The sequence below is a fragment of the Paraburkholderia sp. MM6662-R1 genome (assembly GCF_050436245.1).
Lineage (GTDB): Bacteria > Pseudomonadota > Gammaproteobacteria > Burkholderiales > Burkholderiaceae > Paraburkholderia > Paraburkholderia tuberum.
In genome coordinates this window covers 2,340,149-2,357,068 of sequence record NZ_JBNDLV010000001.1, presented here as the reverse complement: position 1 = coordinate 2,357,068, position 16,920 = coordinate 2,340,149, and the positions used below count along the sequence as shown (strand labels likewise).

General features: G+C 53.3%; 12 protein-coding genes and 1 pseudogene. 5 read left to right on the top strand and 8 right to left on the bottom strand.

From position 1 onward, the window contains the following. Nucleotides 1-94: 94 nt before the first annotated feature. The 6 genes from OKW39_RS11095 to OKW39_RS11070 form a co-directional block, all read right to left on the bottom strand. Complete coding sequence (locus tag OKW39_RS11095; protein WP_429562676.1) at nt 95-2,098, bottom strand: ATP-binding protein; 2,004 nt, start codon at nt 2,096-2,098, stop codon at nt 95-97. A gap of 268 nt (nt 2,099-2,366) precedes the next feature. Further along, nucleotides 2,367-2,798: a hypothetical protein gene (locus tag OKW39_RS11090; RefSeq protein ID WP_429562675.1), complete on the bottom strand. Its 432-nt coding sequence runs from the start codon at nt 2,796-2,798 to the stop codon at nt 2,367-2,369. A 136-nt stretch (nt 2,799-2,934) separates the two neighbouring features. Beyond that, the gene (locus OKW39_RS11085; protein ID WP_429562674.1) at nt 2,935-3,666 is read right to left on the bottom strand and encodes a M48 family metallopeptidase; all 732 of its coding nucleotides are present in this window, start codon (nt 3,664-3,666) and stop codon (nt 2,935-2,937) included. Further along, on the bottom strand, nt 3,656-6,712 hold the full coding sequence (locus OKW39_RS11080) for a type I restriction endonuclease subunit R (RefSeq protein ID WP_429562673.1): 3,057 nt from the start codon (nt 6,710-6,712) through the stop codon (nt 3,656-3,658). Before OKW39_RS11080 ends, OKW39_RS11085 begins: the two co-directional genes overlap by 11 nt. Next, nucleotides 6,709-7,956 (bottom strand): restriction endonuclease subunit S, encoded by a 1,248-nt coding sequence (locus OKW39_RS11075; RefSeq protein ID WP_429562672.1) that lies wholly within the window; start codon nt 7,954-7,956, stop codon nt 6,709-6,711. The genes OKW39_RS11080 and OKW39_RS11075 overlap by 4 nt, the downstream gene beginning before the upstream one ends. Continuing rightward, nucleotides 7,947-10,337 (bottom strand): type I restriction-modification system subunit M, encoded by a 2,391-nt coding sequence (locus tag OKW39_RS11070; protein WP_429562671.1) that lies wholly within the window; start codon nt 10,335-10,337, stop codon nt 7,947-7,949. Before OKW39_RS11070 ends, OKW39_RS11075 begins: the two co-directional genes overlap by 10 nt. A 332-nt stretch (nt 10,338-10,669) precedes the next feature. Here OKW39_RS11070 and OKW39_RS11065 point away from each other — a divergent pair, with 332 nt between their 5' ends. Further along, nucleotides 10,670-11,344: a hypothetical protein gene (locus OKW39_RS11065; RefSeq protein ID WP_429562670.1), complete on the top strand. Its 675-nt coding sequence runs from the start codon at nt 10,670-10,672 to the stop codon at nt 11,342-11,344. Nucleotides 11,345-11,468: 124 nt separating this feature from the next. Next, nucleotides 11,469-11,612, top strand: a pseudogene (locus OKW39_RS11060) (type I restriction enzyme endonuclease domain-containing protein); the annotation flags it as partial. Nucleotides 11,613-12,324: 712 nt separating this feature from the next. Here OKW39_RS11060 and OKW39_RS11055 read toward each other — a convergent pair. Continuing rightward, entirely contained in the window at nt 12,325-12,687 is a 363-nt protein-coding gene (locus OKW39_RS11055; RefSeq protein ID WP_429562669.1) for a hypothetical protein, read from the bottom strand. Then, nucleotides 12,668-13,630, bottom strand: coding sequence for a metallophosphoesterase (locus OKW39_RS11050; RefSeq protein ID WP_429562668.1), 963 nt, complete (start codon nt 13,628-13,630; stop codon nt 12,668-12,670). Before OKW39_RS11050 ends, OKW39_RS11055 begins: the two co-directional genes overlap by 20 nt. A gap of 64 nt (nt 13,631-13,694) precedes the next feature. Here OKW39_RS11050 and OKW39_RS11045 point away from each other — a divergent pair, with 64 nt between their 5' ends. The 3 genes from OKW39_RS11045 to OKW39_RS11035 all read left to right on the top strand — a co-directional run bounded on the left by OKW39_RS11045 (nt 13,695) and on the right by OKW39_RS11035 (nt 16,630). Continuing rightward, complete coding sequence (locus tag OKW39_RS11045; protein ID WP_429562667.1) at nt 13,695-14,324, top strand: hypothetical protein; 630 nt, start codon at nt 13,695-13,697, stop codon at nt 14,322-14,324. A gap of 292 nt (nt 14,325-14,616) precedes the next feature. Then, nucleotides 14,617-15,306, top strand: coding sequence for a hypothetical protein (locus OKW39_RS11040; RefSeq protein WP_429562666.1), 690 nt, complete (start codon nt 14,617-14,619; stop codon nt 15,304-15,306). A gap of 70 nt (nt 15,307-15,376) precedes the next feature. After that, on the top strand, nt 15,377-16,630 hold the full coding sequence (locus tag OKW39_RS11035) for a hypothetical protein (RefSeq protein ID WP_429562665.1): 1,254 nt from the start codon (nt 15,377-15,379) through the stop codon (nt 16,628-16,630). Nucleotides 16,631-16,920 lie beyond the last annotated feature (290 nt).

Below are 16,920 nucleotides of genomic sequence, written 5' to 3'. Positions count from 1 at the left end.
ATCTCGCAACCCGCAAGACATCATCGACGGTGCTCGACGCATGGGCGGATAATCTACTAATATCCACATCGATGATGTGAAGCCAGAAAAACATTCAGCCCTTAGTTACACAAGATAAGCTTTGCGCCCGAGAAATCACTTCATCTGCCGTTTTTGCGGCACCTTCTTCCAGTACCAACTGTTCCCGCTGTATCTGCAGTTTTTCATTTAAAAAGTTATGACGAAGTTCTACGTCAGTGATCAATTCGCTCCAGCGCTTGACGTAAATCTTGTGATTTTTTGCCTTGAATATAAGAGACGATTCTCCATGATTTTTTGCATTTTCCAATTGCGCATCGATGAAGCCTGTGTTGTCGTATTCATTTCCAATAAGGTAGTACGACCACTCCATATTTGAAGCATTAAATCGTGCATCAGAAAAAACCACTTCAAAGTATGTCTCCACCTGTCTGACATACTTTTTTCCTAGTCTCTTGTTGGGATGTTTTAACTCGAGAACGACGTTGTGAATCTTGTTATGATATTTGTCCTGTCGAACAACGAAAATGTCCATTTCCTTGTTCTTGTCGGCATGATCTAGTTTTCCGTCCGTAAGCGGCGTTGAAATTTTCGCGTATAGTTCACGGAGAGCCTGCTCAAAATCCTTTTCCGCTGCGACAACAAGAGAGAACTCCTCGCCGATCATCCAGAAGTGCAGTTCCATAAACTCCTGGATATGGGGCACCTCCATTGCATTCAACTCAGCATCCCAGTTCAAGCGTTTTACTTGCTCCAAAGCCCGATATCTGTCTTGAATGAGCTTTACCGTCTTTACGACTGAACTCAGGCGGGAAACCTTTAGAATATCGAGAAGCGCCTCTTTTTCAGTCTGCTCAAGATCCAAGACTTGCCCAATGATCTTATAAAGACTTTCTGCTTCAGAGCTGTCGAGCAACTGATCGATCAAGCGTATCAAAATCTTCTTCTGATCAACCGATCCACTTGTAAAAAGATTAGGCTGAATGTTGTAAAGCTCGCCGACTGTGTCGGTCAGTTGAGTATGCCTTATAACTTCCCACTTATTTCTTTCATTGTACGGCGGAAGAATTTTCCTTTCCACGAAATCGTTGATGATCTTGTCCTTGGATATCCTCAGAAAGTCCTTTCGTGCTCCGCGGAGTATGTCATCAGCTGATTTCTTTGCGATCTTAAACCATTCGTTCTTGGGCGAATATTCGCTGTCAAGCAATGTGGCTTGATTATCGTATTCGCTTTCGAAGACAAAATTATCAAAAAATGTGCTGCTAACGTAGACGCTGTGATAAAACGCATCGCCTTTCTTATTAAGTGCCGTGAAATCCGTAAAGCGTTCGCTTCCCTTGGAGTCCGAAAAATAATATCTAGAGAATTCCCGATGCAGCTTATTAGTCCATCGCACCATTCGGATGGTTAAAGGCGGGTCAATGTCAACCAACGGGCAAAGAAACGTATCTTCCGATATATTTTCTTGGGCGGTAAGCGGTACGCCGTCCAAAACTATAGTTACATCATCCTGAAGCAAGAGTTTCCAGCAAAACTCACCAACCAAGAACGACCGAAACTCACGATTTGTCACATCGATTACAGAGGAGTCGACATTATAAAACGTTACAGAAGTGCCCGTTCTAGCTGCTGCATCAATCTCTTCAGGGTTATTTGCCGGATAATTTACTAGATTCGACGAGTCCACGGAAATTATATAACGGTATTTTCTTCCGTCTGCTTCATAAACCGTTTCCCATTCGGCGCGCTGAGAAAAAGAATAAAAAGTCAAGCGCCCAATGCCATCTTTGCCGTGGATTTCCGACAAAACTCTTTTTGTTGATTTCCGACGGCTCTTCTTCTCGGAATCGAGAAAAACACCGAACTTGCTATCCAAGAGCTCATGCGGAATACCCACGCCGTCATCAGAAATTTTGATCCGCTCAATTCCGCCAATTTCGTTAGCAACGAACGAAATCTCAACGTTCTTTGCCCGAGCATCCAATGCATTCCAAATATATTCAGCACACGACTGGACGGGAGTCGTCGAGGCAAGATGCTTTTTGATGCCGTCAGAGGTTAATTGTACTTTTTTCATTTCCAACACCGAATTTTTAATCGTTCGTGCCCAATTCGAGAACTGTTGCTTCCGGTTTTCTTGGGGTGTCCGCACAGCGTGGCACATATCTAATCAGCTCGCCCTGTGCATCGAGGGCCGGCACGCCGTCAACAACCTCCCTCATGCATGGGCATGCATCTCCCGATATTCGATTGCTTGAAACCACCATTGGCCCCGAGATCGTCTACGTACACACCGATCGCTTGCATCCTTCCCCGAGGAGACAGACGACATAGGGGATGACGCCTTAGTTTATCCCGGCACGACATTTTGTCACGAACACAGTTCCAGCTGCGCCAGAACCGGGCATCTGCCAGCGAGGGAGGTGTTCAGAGTACAGCAGGACACTATCATTGACATCGTAGGTCCAAATCTCAGTTCCGTCCGGCTCTTGGAGAAGCCAGGTGATATAGTCCTTACCTACGTTGACCACATTCGCTTTGTCTGACGATGGCTGGCCTGTCGCATCCGATACCGATATTGTTGCCTGTGGACTTCCTTGCTCCCACACAATAGTAGGGTGACTGCCAGCGAAACCGTCAGCTATCTGCTGAACCTTGCCGCTACCGTCAACGCCGTAGCGCACTCCTTGAAGCTCACCACATTCCAGCGTCAGCGTTTTGGCCGAGATGCCCACCGAGGCAATACCAACGATAAGTGCTGCAACCGAATTTTTCATAGATCCCCGCCAATCGTGTAATGGAAGCGCATCCGGCATCTTAACGGCGTCGATTTATTGCTGTGTTTTCAGGGGCCGCGAAGTAAAATTGGAAAAACGTCTGAAATCCCTTGCGACAGATTCCTCTCCTTAAGACTCAGTGCGACCAGTTTTCATGGCCCAGCGGGGCCCGATTCAATTCTTCCCGATAGCTGCGCCAATGCGGTAAATGACGATCCATCAATGCGGTGAAGCGGTCGTTATGGTGGCGTTCCATCAGATGAATCATCTCGTGCACGAGAATGTATTCGAGGCATTGAGGAAGCTTCTTCGCAAGTTCAAGATTCAACCAAATGCGGCCAGCATCGATGCTGCAGCTGCCCCACTTGGTCTTCATTTTTTTGATGCCCCAGGCAGCAACTTGGACATCCAGTAGCGGTTGCCATTTTGCGAGTAGAGCGGGAATTTCCGCCTTTAGCTGCTCTCGGTACCAACGCTCGACGATTCTGAGACGCTGTTCTGCGCTCGTCTCTGGGCGAACTGTAATCACCATCGTGGTCTTGTTGCGCAACGCGACAGTTGCTGGGCCGTCGTGATAAGCAACGCGGATGCGGTACCGACGCCCTTGGAAGTAGTGGCTTTCACCGCTGACCATTTCCCGCTTCGACTGTCGAGGCTGGGCTTCGAATTTCTCTCGCTGCCGTCGGATCCAACCCAGCTTGCCGATTACCGCCAAGCGAATGGCATCGTCGCTGACTGAGAGCGGCGCGGCGACGCGTACCCGCCCATTGGGGGGATAAACTCCGAGGTGCAGGTTTTTGATCGACTTCCGGACGACTTCGACCGACAAGCCACTCACCTTGATCTTGCGGTGAACCTCAGTAACCATGCTGGCTCTTCACGAGATCGAGGATTGCGTCGAGCCGATCATCGGTTTCGCCCAAGACCGACTTGATGGCGTTACGAATCTTTCGGGTCTTCATTGTGTTGCTGCGCCAATCGTCCTGGCGAGCAACCAGAATCGCGTGATCGACGTCCACTGCGAGAGTTTCGTCTTTGCCTAGATTGTCATAGAGGGCCTTTTGCTCGGCCGTTTTCAGCGAAGCAGGGTAGGTCGAGCCCGATGTTGGGCTTTGCACCTGCTTTGTAAGCTTTACGAGCTCCGCGAGATACTCCTCATAGGCGAGAGCATCAGCTTTCCGCTTCTCGATCAAAGCATCGAGTAGCTCGGACATCTTCTCATAGTACTTTGGATTAATCGCCTGCTCGTCGATGATCAGCTTGCGGACGTTGTTCTCGATTGTTTCAGCGACCGCATCCTTGCTCTCACGAATGCCCTTTGGAAGCTTGTCTACAGCCCCCGCGCCGCGTTCAACGATAAGCTGTATCAAGGACATATCATCGAAAGCGGAGATCGTCTCACTGTCGTCAGCTCGGATGTAAGTGTCGATCAGATGGCGCATAGCCGGCTCATACATCTTCAGATCGATGTAGTCTCCACTGGCAAGCTTGACCTCGTTGCGAACCTTCTCGAAGTGGCTGGTTTCGTCCTTAAGGTCTTTGATTTCTGCAGGTGAGTAACCCGCTTCCTCGAAATCGTTGGCGAGGGCTGCGTAGGCACGGATGAACCCGGCCGCAAACTTATACAAAGCCAAACGCTTCGGTTCGTTCTCTTTCAGCTGCTCGGCGTCGCCGGAATCCCTTGCGCAGAAAAATCGGAGATAAGCCGCCGTGTTCTTCGGTGCCTCTACCGGTTCGCAGAGAGCCTTAATCGCCTCACGGGTTTCTTCGAGGTGCTCACGTGCCTTTTTCAGGCGATCTTCCAGCAATCCAGCAACGTCGTCCTTGTCGTAGCCGTCGAGTGCGCCGGAAGTGTAGTCGTGAACTGCACTACCGATGCTCTTGAACAGATCCTTGTAGTCGATGATATAGCCGTATTCCTTATCGTCTCCATCCAGCCGGTTCACGCGGCAGATCGCTTGGAAAAGACCGTGGTCCCGCATCTGTTTGTCGATGTACAGGTACGTTGCAGAAGGTGCGTCGAAGCCGGTCAGCAACTTGTCGACGACGATCAACAGTTTCATCTGCCCCGGCTCGTCAATGAACTTCTTCTTGACATCCTTCTCGAAGGACTCAGGGTCTTGGCCATTGAGCATCTTCGTATAGATCTCGTACTGGCTCAGCTTTTCCGTGAGCCCTTCTGCGCTTTCACCCTTCATGCCTGAAGTCGCTGGCCGATAGCTGGTTACGATCGCACACTTGCCAGCGAGGTCAGTCTTACTAAAGAGCTCGTAGTACTTGCAGGCTTGATAGATGCTGCCGGATACGAGCATGGCGTTACCGTGGCCGCTTATCAATCGGTCTTTGGTCGCCATGTCGAGCAGAATATCGGCGACGATCTTCTCCAATCGGGACTGGCTGGAAAGCACCCGCTGCATGGTTCCCCATTTCTGCTTGAGCTGCGCTTTGGCGAGGTCCGTCAGTTCCTTCGTCTTCGATTCAAACCACTGGTCAATCTTCTTGGTCGACGTAATGTGCTGATCAACGTCACGGGCTTCGTAGCGAAGATCGAGGACCACCCCATCACGAACGGCCTCATCGAACTTATAGGTGTGGATGTACGAACCGAAGACTTCGAGGCTGGTGGCCTTGTCGGCCTTAAGAAGCGGCGTACCGGTAAAACCGATGAACATTGCATTCGGCAGGATGGCTTTCATCGCCTTGTGCAACTCGCCGGATTGGGTCCGGTGGCACTCGTCGACGAAAACGTAGATATCGCCCTTGGCCCGGAAGTCGGGCGGGAGGGATCGCTTCATTTCTTCGACGTAGCCAGCAACGTCGCCGAACTCTTCATTGTCTTCTTTACCGCCGAATTTGTGAATCAGGGAGCAGAGCAGCCAAGGCGTCGTAGCGTTGAGCTTGGCAATCAGTTCGGCACCGCTCTTTGTACGATAGATCTCCTCGTTGACACCTTTAAATACTTTTTCGATCTGCTCGTCGAGCTCGGTCCGGTCGGTGATGATGAGCACACGGGCGTCCTTGACGTTTTCCCGAATCCACTTCGTGAGCCAGACCATCGTGAGGCTTTTGCCTGACCCCTGCGTGTGCCAAATGATGCCGCCTTCCCGGCGCTTCACATGGTTCTGCGCTGCCTTCACGCCGAAGTACTGGTTCTGTCGACAGAGTTTCTTGATGCCTGCATCGTACACGATGAAATCGTGGATTAGTTCAAGGAGGCGAGCCTTGCTACAGACCTGCGTGAGGTGGCGGTCGAGCGGGTTTTCGGTTGAGCTATCTTCCTTCCATGTTAGGTAGTACTTTTCGGGCGTCTCGATGGTTCCGTATCGCAGACCGGCAGTGTCGCTGCCAGCCATGACGAACTGAATGGTCGAGAAGAAGTGCTGAATAAAGGTCTTCTTCTGGTTGTCGAGGTTTTGCCGGATGCCTTGCGATACCGAAACAGTCGAGCGCTTGAGTTCAAGTACGCCGAGTGCGATACCGTTCACGTACAAGACGATGTCGGGTCGCTTCGTGTTGGCCTTCGCATCCGCACCGATGACGGTCACCTCCTCGGCGAAGGCGAAATCGTTGGTGAGCGGTTGCTTCCAGTTGATGAGCCAGACCGTTTGGACCTGTTCTCCAATTTCGGGCTTGACATGAACGCCGTAGCGGAGCATCTCGTACACAGCCTTGTTCCGGTCGTAGATGCTTTTGCTCTGGTCTCCTGCGGCCTTGTCGAGAAGGTGAATAGCTCGTGCGATGACGGCATCGTCGTAGCTCTGTCGCTTGAGAAAACTGCTCAGCAGGCCATGGTCGACGTTCCGATTGCCAACGCGGTCGATCCAGTTACCGAGGTATTTGTATCCGAGTGACTCCTGGAACAGCGCAACGACACGCGCCTGAGTTTTCTTTTCGATTTGACCCACGGTGCTCATACGAGACGAATCCTCCCGGTCAGGAGTTCTTGCATCATGCCCTGCTTGAGATCACGAGTCTTGTCTCGCTTTTGTTCAAGCACTGTTATTTCCGAGTCCATGTCAGAGAGAACCGAAGCGATGGCGCTTTGCTCCGCTAACGGGGGCCAAGGAATCTCCAATCCACGGACGTCACCACTATTGATGGCCGGATAGTTCGAACCGGTGAGCAAAGCGTCGATCTGACGGCTGACCCCGCCCGAGAATAGATGATAGTAGACGTAGTGCGGGTCGGCCAGATGAGGTTTGCAGCGAACAACTGCGAATCCGGTCGAGCATACGAAATCTCTCACTCTATGCCGAATGAGTAAGTGTGATTGCAAGTTCGGCCTCACAGTCGATACTAAAATATCGCCTTGTCGCAAAACTCTCCTTGCACGTGATGGTGCGGTGCGGAAGAGCTGCTGGGAGTAGTGTTTCAAAGCTCCTCGTTCAACGTCTTCGAGAGCAATATAATTAAAACGATATTCAGGATTGGTGGAGCCGTTAAGGTTTTCCGGATCGACGTCGGCTAGGTCGATGACACGCCCCTTCTTCCACTCTGCATTGAAACCCGGCAATCGTTGCTTGCCCGTGAGCAACTGCTGTATCGTGGCCTGTTTGATGTCACGTTTCTTGGCGATGAGCTGGTCGAGGCCGCCGATCAGAGCATCCACATCGGACAGAGCGGCTGCAATGGCGCGTTGCTCGAATGTGGGTGGCAATCGGACAGGAATCTCCAATAACTTTTCGGGAGACGTGTGTTTTACTTTCGTCCCCGCTGCCGTCTCACGTACGCTTGTTCGATAGCTGGTTGAATTGAAGACCCAGAATAAGTAAGCCGAGTTAATTCGGGAAGATAGTGTTCGCACGCGGCCAAGCCGCTGGTTATGCAGATAGGTGTCTGCTGCGGGAATGAAAGCAGCGCTTCCCAAAAGTCCGTCCGCCTGTTCGGTCATCGCTACGATTAGGTCGCCGGGTTCTAACACATAATCACTGGGTACTTGGCCGGTGTAGAACTTTTGCTTTTCGCCGATGTGGCGAAAGCCGCCCCTTTCATAAAAATGTCCGGGCGTGGTCAAGCGATACGCTCCGTTGCTCGCAAAGTATGTGCTCAAGAACGCAAACCCATGCGTTATAGAAACCAATCCGTTAAGTGGTTGTGCATCCCAATCCTCCGGAACCATCCCCACCTCGGTCTGCTTGTGACCCGGCTTCAGTTCCATGCAAACCCCATCTTCTTCAGGTGTTCATCGACACGGGCGGCGAGCGTTTCAACCTCAGTCGTAAGCTTAGGCAGCGGCGTCGCATAGCGCTCTCCCAGCTCCTTAATCCGCCCGGTCAGTGCCTGCGACACCCGATCCAGTTCTGTCTGGACGTCGGTAGCGAGCGTGGCTAGCCATTTGTCGTCGATCACGAGCGTCTTGATCTCGATCTCGTCGAGCTTGGCATATTGCGCAGCGACCTTCGCCTCCAGCGCCTTCTGTGCGTCTTTCACTTTCTTGTTCGCAGCGGCTTCCTTCTCGATCAACTCGAGGTAGTCGTTCAGCAGCTTGCGCTCGCTCGCAGCGTCTGCATCTTTCTTGATTTCAGCGAGGCGAGCCTTGACACTGACCTTGGTCAGTTTCCCTTTCTCAGTTTTGGCTTCTGCGAGGAGTCCCTCTTCGCCACCGTGCTCCTCGTCCAGTTCTTCCATCTGCCGGGTGATTGCGTCACGGTCAGCTTCGTATTGTTCGATGGCTTTGGCCTCGTCCGCAAAGTATCGGGCAACGATCAGCGACGACGGGATCAAGTCAACGTTGGGTTCTCCATCGATTACCGCCTTCCAGCCATCGTGGACCAGCATGTACACGTCGTCCTGCATCGACTCTGCCCAATAGCTCATCAAGTGTTGGTACACGTCGTAAGCGTCAAGCAACGGCACAGCCTTGAAAATCTCCAACAGGCTCTCTGAGATTGTCTCGATCAGCGCCTTCGGATGGCTTCCGATCGTGATACCGGTCAGGTGCGGAACGTTGGCTGTCTTCCACTCGGTGAAGTGGGCGCTGACGGTTTCGTTGAAAGCTGCGAACTCGGAATGACCGAATATCGTGGTCTTGACTTCGCCGGCAGCGACCTTCAGTTGACTGTAACCATGCCGATCAGCCGGGCCAAACAACGTGGTGCGCACGCTCGGCAATACCTGCCAGTACTTGTCCAGATCTTCGATGTCGTGATCCGGGATTCCACCTCGCAGATGGGCATCGATATCCTGCAGATCCTCGGGCTCGGTACTGTCGATGTAGCGGGGAATGTTCAGGTTGAAGTCGTTCTCGGCAATTTCCGAAACGGGTACCAGCCGGGAAAACTTGTCGATCTCGACCTGCTTGTTGAAGGCGTCGACGATCTTGTGAATGTCCTGAGCACGCAGCCGATTCTTGTTTCCGTCCTTGATAAAACCCTTGCTGGCGTCGATCATGAAAATGCCCTTACGTGCAGCGGCGTTTTCCTTGTCGAGCACGATGATGCAAGCAGGGATACCCGTTCCATAAAACAGGTTGGCAGGCAATCCAATGATGCCCTTGATGTGACCCTGCCGGACAACGCGCTTACGGATGACACCTTCGGCGCCGCCACGGAACAGAACTCCGTGCGGGAGAATCACCGCTCCCTTACCCGTGCTTTTGAGCGAGGTCAGGATATGCAACAGGAATGCATAGTCGCCGTTCTTTTCTGGGGGAGTGCCGAAGTCGAAGCGGTGATACAGATCGTTGGCCGGGTCGAATCCATTGCTCCACGCTTTTGTGGAAAACGGGGGATTCGCAACGACGAAGTCAAAGGTCTTGAGAAAGCCGTTAGGCTGGACAAAGTGGGGGCTGGATAGCGAGTTATCTCTCCAGATTTCCGCCGTAGGGCAGTCATGAAGGATCATGTTCATCTTCGCCAGTGCGGACGTGGCGTTGTCCATTTCCTGACCGTAGATGGTCAGATCGAGCCGACTGGTGCCTTTTGCTTCGTCGTGTGCCTTGATGAGCAACGATCCCGAGCCACAGGTCGGATCATAGATGGTCTGGTCGGCACTCTTTGCGCTTCCGAGACCGATTACCCTCGCCATGATGCGAGAGACTTCAGCTGGCGTGTAAAACTGCCCCTTGCTTTTCCCCGATTCGGTTGCGAAGTGGCGCATCAGGTATTCGTAGGCATCGCCCAGAATGTCATCGCCCTCGGCTCGGTTACTCTTGAAGTCGAGCCCGGGCGTGTCGAAGATGGCGACCAAGTTGGACAGGCGGTCAACCATCTCCTTGCCCTTGCCCAGCTTCTCGGCGTCGTTGAAGTCGGCAACGTCGATCACGCCCTTCAGTTCGTTGGCTTCGGCGAGGCGGCTGATAATCTTGTTCAGCTTGTCCCCGATCTCCTTGTCACCCTTCAGCGCCACCATGTCGGCGAAGCTTCCGCCAGCGGGTACGTCGATCAGGGCGTCCTTCTGACCCGCATATTTGTCGGAAACGTACTTGACGAACAACAGGACTAGCACATAGTCCTTGTACTGCGAGGCATCCATGCCGCCGCGGAGTTCGTCGCAGCCTTTCCACAGGGAGCTGTAGAGTTCAGATTTCTTGATTGCCATCGATTGTCTTGTGCGTGATGTTGCGGTGTGGGGGCCTGAGTGTGCGGTCGGGCCACGTAGCAGCGCGGCTTTACGTCGCCATCGGCGTCGCCTTGCTACCATGGCGTACCCCGATTATCATGAGTCGGTCAATTATACGAACTTCGCTGGCGAAGCCGCCATCCGGGGAAAAATTTGAAACTCGAGCTCCGAAAAACGTGTCTTGGAGCGTCTGCAGGCGGATCCGGGCGTAAAACTGATAGCGCTGTAATCGAAACCGACGAACAGCCGGCGTCCTTGCAAAAATAGATCTTGGGCTTAAACATGGGATTCGGTATCTCGCTACAGAGCTAATGCGTTTTCCCACGCTGACGGAAAAAATCAAGGTGAATGAACTTAACGTGTTTGTGAGCGTTGGCGGAACAGCGACTGAGCAACAGGAGGCGTTCGTCCGTGCTGTCGAGGATCGGCTCCGTAGCGAAGGTCTCATCCCGCATACTGTTGGCCGGAACACCTTCAGTGCGGATGCGCCTCTGAAGACGGTGACAGCACTTCTGGACCAATGCTCAGGCACCGTCGTGATCGCCCTTGAGCGAAAGTACTTTTCAACAGGAATAGAAAGGCGTGGTGGCCTAAAGGAAACGTTTCTTGCCGACGTCAAACTTGCCACGCCGTGGAATCAAATTGAGGCCGCCATGGCATACAGCCGTGGTCACCCGTTAATGGTCATCGTCGAGCATGGAATATATAAGGAGGGACTTCTGGAGCCGGGCTATGACTGGTATGTCCAATCAGTCAAGCCTGAGGTCGCATCCCTAACCACATCGGAATTCAACGGTGTTCTTTCGAGTTGGAAGCAAAAGTTGTCAAAACCTCAGGCGAGGCCGGCAGCGAAAAACCCAGCGGAGCTGACGATAGGCGAGCTTGTTGGCGGCATGAAAGCGGCCCAACTCTGGAGCTTCCTCGCCGCAATAGCTGCGCTCGTGGCCGGCGCCTTTGCTCTTGGCGCAACGCTACATGGCGGCTGAAACTAATATGGCTCGCAGGTCCTCAATGGGTGCTAACGTCGGTGTCGAGTTTCGTCACGTCGAACCCCGCAATCCGTTTGCCTCAGTGAAGAGCCAGCCGGGCCGGAACGTCAGCGTCGATTAGGCGGTGCGGAAGATCGTTCGAGCGAAGCTCCGGCTGATGGTGAAGCGGATCCTGCGGAAATACAAGTACCCGCCTGACCAACAGGAAGAGGCCGTGCAAACGGTGCTGCAACAGGCGGAGAAGCTGAGTGCGGAGTGGGCGTAGACCAAGGCTGTCCGTCGAATCAGCCGGACCACAAACACGGGGAAAGAGCGATGAACTCGAGCAGCCTGTCGTCGAATGATGGTCAGGCACCGGTCAGGACAAGACCCCTTGCGGTTGGGTATAGGTTATGCGATACATTCTTTTTGTTTTGCGTCGCTACCGCGAGCTTTGCGGCATGGGCAGCACTTTTGCGCGGCGTCCATGCTTGGCAAGTCTATGCGTTTGTCTCATCCGGTATCGTCGCTCTCCTTGGATTGCTGAGGATTCGGATCGCCTTTGCCATCACAAGCGTCGGCATTACGGCCACTGCGATACTAAAAGCGCTCAACCTTTTCCGTGGAAACCCAATTGGATTTTTTGTCCCCGTTCCCTTTACGAGCGCTTCGACGAGGTGGATAGAAATTCTCATTTGCATCGGTGTCAGCGCTTGGTTCTGGGATCGATACAGACAGCATTTCGGCCGCAGATAAGCTACGTGACTCGCGTTTTGCGACGCCGTAAATAGGCCATCACACGCTTAATGCCAAGCTGAAACGTTCACGCGTGGCTGGCGTCGTTGCACCAGTTTCTACCTGCGAGGAAAAGATGTCACGGCTTGATTCGGTAGTTAGCCCACGCTCAACAGTCGCGGTGCTGCGAGCCTAGGATGTGCCTCAACCCAGCGCTTCTGGATTGCAGATTGCCAATGCGGATTTCGTCATCGGGTGCCCAGCTATGCCCATGAGTCGAACGATTCTTCGAAGGATATTTTCTCCTGTTTGAGCCAATCTCGAATGGCGTGAACATGCTTGAACGTCTCCGCAAAAGACGTGAGGATCGCCTCGTCTCCCACGACGGCACGTCCCGTCAGCTTTGCCAGGCGCTCAATCAGCTTTGGCTTCTCTGCAAATGGAATGGTGTAGTCCCAGGTCACATCATTTCCAAACGTTGCCTCAGCCTGCTCGCTGTGGTCGCATAGCTCCAATTGAATGCAACCGTCCTCAAGAATTGTTGCCCAAGCGGAGGCACCATCCCAAGGACTCCGCAAGTCGATGCGTGGGCGGGCCGTTTGAACTTTAAGTTGATCTTGTGACATCACCATATTCTTCGCTCGAGAACACGAAATTGCCGGACGACAATACCGACTCGCCGCCCCAACGATAAGCCACGAGCGGACCGCCCTTTCCAGCGCTGTAATCGACGCATGCCACCGTTGGCGACAATATCGCTGGCTTCCCCGTCCTCCAATAGTGACCAACAAATACTGGCTTGTCCGCGCCGTAGCTGATCCTCGCATCGTTTGGGATCTCCGTGTCGGGGAGTAGCGCTGCGGTTTCAGGGGGGACCAGCGCTGCAAGACGATAGGTGGTCGCCGCCTCATCCCACCAGCGAGTGCGGGCCTCGTGTCGGGTATGGCCCGATTTGTCCTTGAAGAAGTAGCCAGGTGGCAGCTGGACTTCTATGCCTTTAAGCAGCGTTTCGACCAAATTGTATTCCGCCGTGCCCTTGCTGCTGGCCTTGACCATCATGACTTCGTCCAGCAGGCGACCAGGCTTCAATTTTGGCTCGAGTTCAGCCATAAAGCCCGGATGCCAGCAAGCATGAATCACCCGCAGTTCGGGAAGCTCCAACCAGAGCGGCAAAGAGAGGAACCAATCGATGATCTCGGCGTGAAGGTCTGGCTTGTGCTCCACTTCAGCCAAGAATGCGGCGTGCTGATGACGATTCTTCTCGCCAATTTCCCCTTTCCGTGGGCGAAGATATTCATCGCTCCGGTCGGGGTCACGCAGATACCACGCAATGGCGTTGAATTCATGGTTCCCCATTGTCGCAAAGGCGCTGCCCGACTCGACCATCGGTCGAACAATGTTAAGCGTGTCAAGTTGGTGTGGACCTCGGTCGATGAAGTCTCCGACAAAGATGGCGGTGCGTTCGGGGTGTCTCATGACCCCAGCGCTCTCGACATAGCCCAAGCGTTTCAAAAGCGCCCGCAGCTTACCTGCCTCGCCGTGAATATCCCCAATAATGTCGTAGCCCATCACCACCCCGATTTGAAATTTTGGTTCTACTTGGCATTTCAGGCGTTAAAGTACCAGAAATTTGGTGCCGCCAGTTACCGGGGAAACGCTTTCATCCATTCTTTCAAACGGGGCAAAGCATCGTTACGGCAGTTGGAGGCGTCGAAGCGGCGACGACTTGCAGGGGCATCCGAAGAAAATGAAAAAACTAGACACCTTCACAGAAGCACATCAAAAAGTTCTTGACGACACCAAGCGTTCACTGGAGACCATTCGTCGACTTTCGTCGCTGCCATGTGAGACGACCGAAGAAGGTATTGATATCCTGAGCAGTTTGCGACAAGAATCGTACGAGGATCTAAACCAGATACAGCACGAGCACCTTATCATCAAGGCGGCAGAGTGGCTTTCCTCCGACGGCAGGTTTCCCGCTGGAGTCGAATGGTCATGGAACCCTCGCCAAACTGGCGATAGTTCGGAGCCTGATCTCCGGGGAACGCGCAATGGCGAAATAGTCCTTTCCGCTGAAGTGACGACATCGGCACGCCCCGTTGGCACGATCGATGCGCGGATGCAGAAGACCCTCGCCAAACTTGCGCAAATGCAAGGGATGAAATTCTACTTCGTCAGATCGGAAGAGATGTGTCAGCGTGCAGCTACGAAAGTTGCGAAGGGTGGATGGTCAATTGCGATCGTTCGGCTTGCCGCAATCTGACTGAGCGTCTTTATCTTTTGCGACAGGGACGGGGACCGATAACTGCAGACGGATGCGGATCGTAGCGGCGACCTGAGACAGCAGAACGTAAGGGAAAACAATGGAACCCGTGCCATCCAAGTTAACCAAGACGTACCCAGCGAGGGGGCCGTTGCAACAGTTTCGCTTTGCTGAAGCAACCGCCTTTCGATGCTTTCGTTGTGGGGAGACAAAAAAGGCGAAGCTAATTTCTATCTACGGAGGGGACTGGTCAAGGCGCCTGTGCAACGGTTGCTATGGCCGACTCCTGTCATTGTACGATATCAAGACCGGGTTAATTCCGGATGATCAGAAAGCAGACGCACTGGGCTATGCCCTTCTTTCAGCGGTAGCGGTAGACGATAGGCGAAATGCGGAAAGGCTCCTTCTTGCCTCCGAGCAACGAGCCAGTCTTCTTCCTGTCGATGTCATGCGGTTCTTGGCGACCGCCGAGTATGTGGCAGGAACACTTCTTTCGGACCCTCAGCTTGAGTGGTCGCCTCCCGTTATTGGCCTCTGCAAGGCCGTGGAGGCGGAAATTGTCGCTCGAATTTTACGTCCACTGGCGATGCGGGTGCCAGCCAAGGAACTAGCGGACGACAGGGCCGATAAGGACGTCGGACGCATTGCATCTTTCAGCGCTGACCAGACCCGTAAGCCCCCTGAGCTCGGAGTATTCGCCCATTTTTTGCAGACAGCAATTCATAGCCAGCATCGGCGAGAAAATAGCGTGCTGATTCGATCATTTCTAGAGCTTCTTAGGGAGTGGGCTGGGTCGTCATGGCTATTAGATCCAAACGGGCTCCATCATCAGCTCGTTTTACTGACTACCAACTTCCGAAATCGAGCTGCTCACATCGATGAACTCAGCAAGGCCGACTATGACGACTGTCGGGTCCTTGTGATCGGCACGAACGGGCTATTGTGGACGCTCTTGACAGCCACCGAGGAGCGCCGCAGATAGTACAACGCCAAAGGTCGGCTAACACGTCAACAAAACGCAAATGACCAACTCCACCCCACTAGACCAATAAATGCGCCCCTCTGCTCTCCTGCTTGACGACGACACATCACAGTCCGGCACCCTGCTGACTCGTCAGCCACTCGACGCCGGCCATTCTGAGAAGTGGCTTCAGGACATCGTGTTTAGGCACCCAGAAATCCTGCCGCTAAACGAGATTTCAGGCTCCGTACATGGCTTTGTGCCCATCTGCTCAGAGCTGCTGGTGCCGAAGGAAGGGCGCAATATCAGGCTGGATATCTTCGGCGTCACCCCGCACGGCAAGGTCGTGCTTATCGAGTGCAAGCTGTGGCGAAATCCTGAAGCCCGGCGGGAAGTGGTTGGTCAAATCCTTGAGTACGCGGCGCTTCTCAGGACGTGGACCTACGCGGATTTAGAAGCGAAGCTGAAGGCTCATTCTGACCATCGTTCTGATCGTCGATGGCAAGCGGTGAACCCGCTCTATCAGATCGTGAAGAGCAAGTTTCCGGACGTTGAAGAAGCGAGGTTCGTCGACAACGTGTCGCATTCGCTGCACACCGGCAACTTCGTAATGGCAATTGTCGGAGACGGCATACGCCGTGACATCCAAGCCATGAAGGAGCTCCTCGAGAAACGCGGAGGGCTGCTGGCGCAATTAGGCCTGATCGAAATGCAGGTCTGGAAAGACGCCGACGGAAGAACGTTGCTTGTCCCGTCGCTTGCAATTCGAACGGACGTCATTCAGCACAGGGTTGTGGTGGACGGATCGGGGACACCTCTCGTGCCAGCGGAGTCGAGCGAAACCGACAAGGTAGAGCCGGAGTCTATCGAAGAAGTTGTGAAACCCGACCGTGACAGCGAATTTTGGAACCTCTTCATGGCGCAGATTCACTTCGATCATCCTGAGCAGCCAATGCCTAAGCTGGGACCTCATCCGACGAACGCGCGTGTGGAGTTGCCTGCCCCAGCCAGGTGGATAACCCTGTACCGCCCCCTCAAAGGGGAAATGCAGCTGTTTTTCCGGCTGTACGGTGAAGACGGCGCTGATTGCTTCGAGCGCTTGAAGGAAGAGCAAGAAGACATACGCAGGGAAACCGGACTCGACGTCGAGTTTCGGCTGGCAAAATCGAACCTTAACCGCAGTGATGCCGAGAAACCTCTCGTGACGGTGACACGATCGGCCAATATTGAGCCTGCACTAACCGTGCAGCAACAAGTCGCGTGGTTTGCAAAGGCTACGAATGCCATGGTCAACGCATTCCGCCCCCGCCTGATGCAATTCGCTCGTGAGCGGATGACTAGTTGAGACTCGCAATAACGATCAGGGGGTGTCCTCATTCTTATAGGGCGGTGACTCCGCTATCGCCCACGAATTTCAAAGACTGGTGGGCGACCGGACGCTGGAAAGCCGCGTCCTTGCTTCACTTTTGGCGTCGAGCATTCTCTAATATATATGTAGAGATGAGTCGAGCAAAAAGTTTTCTTCCTTTGAACGACCGGAACCAAAAAAAAGCCCTTGTCGAAGCGAGAGCAACAAGCGTGTCAGCGCCGAGAATGCAGTGAGACACTACAGACGTGATCGTCGCCCACCCATCA

Excerpts from the sequence above, each read along its gene's own strand:
- OKW39_RS11095 (WP_429562676.1), bottom strand. The coding sequence starts at position 2,098 with ATGAAAAAAGTACAATTAACCTCTGACGGCATCAAAAAGCATCTTGCC.
- OKW39_RS11090 (WP_429562675.1), bottom strand. The coding sequence starts at position 2,798 with ATGAAAAATTCGGTTGCAGCACTTATCGTTGGTATTGCCTCGGTGGGC.
- OKW39_RS11085 (WP_429562674.1), bottom strand. The coding sequence starts at position 3,666 with ATGGTTACTGAGGTTCACCGCAAGATCAAGGTGAGTGGCTTGTCGGTC.
- OKW39_RS11080 (WP_429562673.1), bottom strand. The coding sequence starts at position 6,712 with ATGAGCACCGTGGGTCAAATCGAAAAGAAAACTCAGGCGCGTGTCGTT.
- OKW39_RS11075 (WP_429562672.1), bottom strand. The coding sequence starts at position 7,956 with ATGGAACTGAAGCCGGGTCACAAGCAGACCGAGGTGGGGATGGTTCCG.
- OKW39_RS11070 (WP_429562671.1), bottom strand. The coding sequence starts at position 10,337 with ATGGCAATCAAGAAATCTGAACTCTACAGCTCCCTGTGGAAAGGCTGC.
- OKW39_RS11065 (WP_429562670.1), top strand. The coding sequence starts at position 10,670 with ATGCGTTTTCCCACGCTGACGGAAAAAATCAAGGTGAATGAACTTAAC.
- OKW39_RS11055 (WP_429562669.1), bottom strand. The coding sequence starts at position 12,687 with ATGTCACAAGATCAACTTAAAGTTCAAACGGCCCGCCCACGCATCGAC.
- OKW39_RS11050 (WP_429562668.1), bottom strand. The coding sequence starts at position 13,630 with ATGGGCTACGACATTATTGGGGATATTCACGGCGAGGCAGGTAAGCTG.
- OKW39_RS11035 (WP_429562665.1), top strand. The coding sequence starts at position 15,377 with ATGCGCCCCTCTGCTCTCCTGCTTGACGACGACACATCACAGTCCGGC.